We start from the raw sequence: 3,377 nt of genomic DNA, 5'->3' as shown, positions 1-3,377 counted from the left end.
GTCAAGAACATTCAACATCATTAATGAATCAAAATCAAATAAGATTCATTACTATTGAACGTAATATATCGATCTCCAGTGGTAATAATCTAGAACAATTACAAGTGATTTCTACAACATATGATAAAAAAATAAATGAGAACCCTTATCATATAAATAATAATGATCTTACAATTAGTCGATATGGTAATAATTCATCTATACATAAAGTTATGCTATCTAATGAACTTGGTACACAGTACATAAATATTATACTAAATACTAGCTGTAATACATTTAGTGCATATTGTTTTACCAGCCAATATGAATTTAATTGCCTAAACACACCTATTGAAATAAAAGATAATACTAATTCTACTAGTATTAGATTCAATCAGTATAATTATATCAAGACATTGTCCTCTCAAAAACTAGAAGTACAATGTAATGATAATATAGTGTCAACTATATACTTAAAAACACAACAAGATTTGGTACTAGAAAATCTTTTAATAAAGGGTAAATTAATAGTAGATGCTAAAAATGTAACTATATTAGATGCAATAAACGTTGGTGATGGTAGTAGTTTTATAACAGTAGAAGATAATACAAAAGATTTTAAAATAACATTAAAAGGACGTATTCACATTACTAAAAACTATGGTACTAATTATAGAGAATCTATTATAAGAACTAATCCTGGGGAAATAGAAAATGATATACAATTAATATATGAATATACCGAAAAGAATAATACAAGAATCTATACTGTAATGCTTGAACATATTAATGAAAGATTTTTTCAAGATATACAAATAGAAGATATTAAGAAATTACAACAATTAATTCATTTTGAAACATCTAAAACAAAATATGACTGGTATAATAGTGATAATGATATTAAAAGTGTTTTAAGGATTAAAGTTAAATTACCTAATAGCAAGATAGGCACATTGTTAATTAATGGTACTACATATATTTTAAATATATATAATCAAGATGAAGAGTTAGTATTACAAGAGATTAAATATCAGGGTTTACAAAATTGTTCCCCTAATACTGAAGGTTTAGTATTTAAAAATAAATTGCTCAATTGTACAGAATCTTATTTTTGTTATTACAACTTTTCTCCATTATCGAATATTGAACAAGAACAATATCTGAATTTAAATGATGTAAGTATATTTTGGTCACAAGATAATAATCATAAAGTCTTAGTGCATTATCCTCATTGTTATTTTATGGACGAATCAAAAAATTCTAAGAACTTAGAACATAAAAATGTTAAGCGAGAAACTAGTAATATATTATGGAATTCTGGCAAAAAATTATCTAATTTAGTAAATTTTAACTTACTACCAGGAGCAGATGCTGCTACTCTTGACAAGAGTAAATCCTTTAATGATATTTATAAACTAATAAAACAATTTAATAATAATCCATCTGATACTCAAATAAAGAAACAAAATCATGAAACTGAAGCAGAAAATAATAATATAGATAACAATGAAAATTATAATCTATATTATAATGATATAGATAACAGTAAGTCATCTTTGTCAGATTATCTTTTAATAGATGATCCTGGTAATGACCAAGGAAATTTACAAACTGTAATAAATTCTATAGATATACCTAGTAATCTGTCGTTATTAACATTATTAATAGGGCAGTTTTTTGGTACCAATAAGGCTTTATCTAATAATCCTTATATATCTCCTGAACAAGAAAAAAATAGATATATAAATGAGTTAAACAAAACAGTAAAAAGTGCAATATCAGAAATGGAGACAAAATATGGTAAAAGACATATAACTAATGAGGAATTAGAAGATATTTTACCAAGTTTAGATATATTATTTAATGACCAAGAAGAGTTAAATTATAACAATTATTCTACATCTATTCTTGGCAAAATAACTGGAAATATGTAATCATATATATGATTGTTTGGATATGAAGCAAACTAAAGAACCCTCAGCTATAAGCTGAGGGGTTATAAAGTGGAATCGATTAGAAATCGATCATCATTCACAGGTTCACCTTCCTGTTCATCAATATAGTGCTGTATCATTTCATCAGTTATATTACCTGAACTGACCGCCATATAGCCCCTAGCCCACAAATGATTGCCCCAAAATTGTTTTCTTAAATGAGCAAATTCTTGCAATAAAATTCTTGAGCTACTACCTTTTAAATACTGTACTAACTTGCTAAGAGATATTTGTGATTTATATGAGATAAACATATGCACGTGATCACATGATATTTTCCCTGAAATTATATATACTTCATGTTCCATACAAATCTGCCTTAGTAAATCTTCTAGCCCCTTTCCCGCTACTTTGCCTATCAATACTCTCTTCCCTATATTTTGGTATCCCATATAAGATGTACTTTTTAAATCATACTGACTATGACTATTTCTTTTCTATAACTTCTCATGTTTTCTTGATATAAATTCATTGCTAAAGCAATTTCATTATATCTTCCCTTCGCCTGAAGGCGAGGGATTTCTTATCCCCGAAGGGGGACATTAATAAACATTGTTGTTATGCAAGATTTAGAAAATTGGCAAGGTGAGTTTGAGATATGTATTTATGCTAAAAAGTTATTAGATAAAATAACTTATTTAAATAGTGTAGTCAAAACTTCAGCAGTAGATATTGTAGAGATTAAAAAAGCAATCTACTATGCTAGAAAATATCATGGCACGCAGATGCGTCAATCAGGAGAGCCGTTTTACTCACATCCGATAGAAGTGGCTTACATGATATCAGATTACTTATTTAGAACTGATATAATAATAACAAGCATCTACACGATACTATAGAAGATACTGAACTAACTAAAAGAAAAAATAGCCGAAGAATTTGGGGAGAAAGTAGCAAATCAAATAATGGATTTAACAAGAATTAAGGAAGACAGTATCAAGATTAGTGCCGCTGAAATGGTAGAATTACTATATACAGAGAACAAATATGATATACTATTAATAAAGTTATTTGATAGACTGCATAATATACAGACAATAGGTGCTAAATCTCCTGAAAAAATTAAGAAAATTATAAATGAAAGGGGGTGTCAGAAAGTTTGTGTAAGTTATAAAAATAGTTAAGAATAAAATTAATTAAAACAACTTACATGAGGCTAATATGAAGAATAAGAGTAAAGTATCAAATCCGACTATAGAAAAAGTAGTATCAGAAATACTATCACAAAGTGATCCATCTGAGATATTTGGCAAAGAAGGAATATTTCAGGAAATTAAAAAGCAGATAGTAAATAAGATTTTAGAAAAAGAAATGGAATCTCATATAGGTTATGAGAAGCATTCTAAGAATACCAAGGAGTCAGATAATAGACGTAATGGCAATTATGAAAAGACTCTAATAGAT

At 27.4% G+C, this 3,377-nt stretch carries 3 protein-coding genes and 1 pseudogene; 3 read left to right on the top strand and 1 reads right to left on the bottom strand.

The features are described 5' to 3' along the window. On the top strand, positions 1-1,913 hold a 1,913-nt coding region (locus REIS_RS04685; RefSeq protein ID WP_040614708.1), incomplete at its 5' end, for a hypothetical protein. 62 nt (positions 1,914-1,975) lie between these two features. On the opposite strand, the gene tnpA is transcribed toward REIS_RS04685, so the two are convergent. Beyond that, complete coding sequence (tnpA, locus tag REIS_RS04680) at positions 1,976-2,365, bottom strand: IS200/IS605 family transposase (protein WP_008580124.1); 390 nt, start codon at positions 2,363-2,365, stop codon at positions 1,976-1,978. 168 nt (positions 2,366-2,533) lie between these two features. Here tnpA and REIS_RS04675 point away from each other — a divergent pair. Together REIS_RS04675 and REIS_RS12585 are read left to right on the top strand one after the other, a co-directional pair. Beyond that, positions 2,534-3,055, top strand: a pseudogene (locus tag REIS_RS04675) (HD domain-containing protein); the annotation flags it as partial. A gap of 79 nt (positions 3,056-3,134) precedes the next feature. Beyond that, on the top strand, positions 3,135-3,377 hold a 243-nt coding region (locus REIS_RS12585), incomplete at its 3' end, for a transposase (RefSeq protein WP_008580123.1).

Source organism: Rickettsia endosymbiont of Ixodes scapularis (genome assembly GCF_000160735.1).
Taxonomy (GTDB): Bacteria; Pseudomonadota; Alphaproteobacteria; order Rickettsiales; family Rickettsiaceae; genus Rickettsia; species Rickettsia tamurae.
The sequence above is the reverse complement of the archived record's forward strand: the minus strand, read 5'-3'. Positions and strand labels throughout refer to the sequence as shown.